Annotated in this window: 2 protein-coding genes and 1 pseudogene; 2 read left to right on the top strand and 1 reads right to left on the bottom strand. The window is 49.0% G+C overall.

Features of this window, described 5'->3' with window-relative positions; translation table 11 throughout:
- Positions 1 to 42: 42 nt before the first annotated feature.
- Positions 43 to 744, bottom strand: coding sequence for an IS6 family transposase (locus H6F93_RS00665; protein WP_347277230.1), 702 nt, complete (start codon positions 742 to 744; stop codon positions 43 to 45).
- A 66-nt stretch (positions 745 to 810) separates the two neighbouring features.
- Between H6F93_RS00665 and H6F93_RS00660 the strand changes: the two are divergent.
- Positions 811 to 933, top strand: a pseudogene (locus H6F93_RS00660) (IS1 family transposase); the annotation flags it as partial.
- 195 nt (positions 934 to 1,128) lie between these two features.
- Positions 1,129 to 1,698, top strand: a complete 570-nt coding sequence (locus tag H6F93_RS00655; protein ID WP_199313403.1) for an alpha/beta fold hydrolase — start codon at positions 1,129 to 1,131, stop codon at positions 1,696 to 1,698.
- Positions 1,699 to 1,918 lie beyond the last annotated feature (220 nt).

Below are 1,918 nucleotides of genomic sequence, written 5' to 3'. Positions count from 1 at the left end.
CTAGAGCAGCTATAGGCTTATGCTAGTGCACTTAGCTTGCTTCTACTTGAGTGACCGTGGCGTACTACAGAATGAGGCTGTTTTGCCTGATTTTCCTATTCGCCAACAGCAACCTTTTCGGATCATATTCATTGCCTCAATCCCTCGCAGAGTTCTTCTTGCCGTGTGGAAGGATTGAAATCCCATCATTGGTTTTGTGATCCGCTTGATGTTTCGGTGGTCCTGCTCGATGAGGTTGTTCAAATACTTGCTCTGCCGCAATTGGGTCTCAGTCTTCAACGTTTGGTCTTCCTTCAATTTATCCATTGCCACGGGATAAGCGGCATTCTTATCGACGGTGATCACTCGTGGAACTTGAGTGTGCTTCGCGCTCAATACTTTGCGGAAAAAGTGTGCTGCTGCCTTCCCATCGCGTTTCGCGCTCAATCGGAAGTCCAGCGTGTTGCCCTCGGAGTCCACCGCCCGATATAGGTATTTCCACTCCCCTTTGATTTCGATATACGTTTCGTCCACCCGCCACGAATCGTTCGTCGGTTTCAAACGAGGGCGAATTCGTTTATCCAATTCTGGAGCATATTTCAAAACCCAGCGGTTGATTGTGGAGTGGTCTACGTCCACCCCCCGCTCGGACATCATCTCCTCTAAGTTTCGGTAGCTTAAGGAGTAACGGCAGTACCACCGGACGTTGAGCAGGATGATTTCGGGCAAAAAGTGCCGCCATTTGAACAAAGTAGGAGTAGACATCGGAGGGGAAGAAGACAAAGCTGGGCTTACCTACCTTACTATTGACCTGTTTTTGCGACACAACCGCATTATCTAGCTCGTTTGCATCGCAAGACTTTATGCTATTCCAAGTCCGTAGAGATGCTGAAGCACTCGGTTCGATTGCTACTTCACTATTTGAAGTTCGGAGATGTCCCTGTTCCCGCTTGATTCATACCCTCATTCAGCAGCGCCCAAGATTTAGCGGTATAACGTTCTCAATCACCCGCCACGAGAAACCTCAAACGCTGACGGACAATCTCTCAATGGTCGGGTGCATTGGGGTTGGTTGGGCGTCTATCGTGTGGTAAATGCAGGGATGGAATCTACTGGCTAAAGCACTTATTAAAACACTGGAGTTCCATTATGGCAGGAGCAAAGCCTAGACAAAACACCTCATCACCACTGAGTGTCAAACATCATACGGTTGAAATTGATGGTATAGAGATTTTTTATCGGGAAGCCGGAGCGGCGAATGCGCCCGTGCTGTTACTGCCGCATGGTTATCCTTCCTCATCATTTCAGTTTCGCAACTTTATGCCTGCACTGGCTGACCGCTGGCACTTGATTGCACCCGACTATCCGGGTTTTGGCTATAGCGGCACGCCTGACCAGGCACAATTCACCTACACCTTTGATGGCTACGCTGCCTTTCTTGAACGGTTCACTGTAGCGATGAACCTAACGCGGTATGCGCTCTACCTGCATGACTACGGTTCTCAGATCGGGCTTCGCCTTGCCATGAAAGCCCCAGAACGGGTCGCCGCCCTCATCATTCAAAACGGCGATATCTATGAAGATGAACTCGGACCAAAATACAAGGTGCTCAAGGATTACTGGGTAAACCCAACGTCTGAAGGACGTGAAACGCTTAGCAAGGCTGTCAGTGAGGAGGGCTTTGCGACGAATTCGTGGGCGAAATCTCTGAGCACTTGATCGAGCAAATTAGTCCCGATCTTTGGAAACTGTCGTGGTCGCTAATGCAGCAGTCGCAGCGTCGCGAAATCATGATTGGTCTGATGGAAGGCTTACAGGAAAATCTTATACGGAATCCGGCTGTGGAGTAACACTATAAGATAGAAGGATGGGACGTACAATTACACTGGCAAAACACCTCAGTCGTGAGGAATTAAAAACTCGCTATCAAAACAGCAGT

Source organism: Leptolyngbya sp. FACHB-671 (assembly GCF_014695745.1).
GTDB lineage: Bacteria > Cyanobacteriota > Cyanobacteriia > Elainellales > Elainellaceae > JAAUTN01.
The sequence above is the reverse complement of the archived record's forward strand: the minus strand, read 5'-3'. Positions and strand labels throughout refer to the sequence as shown.

Excerpts from the sequence above, each read along its gene's own strand:
- H6F93_RS00665 (WP_347277230.1), bottom strand. The coding sequence starts at position 744 with ATGTCTACTCCTACTTTGTTCAAATGGCGGCACTTTTTGCCCGAAATC.
- H6F93_RS00655 (WP_199313403.1), top strand. The coding sequence starts at position 1,129 with ATGGCAGGAGCAAAGCCTAGACAAAACACCTCATCACCACTGAGTGTC.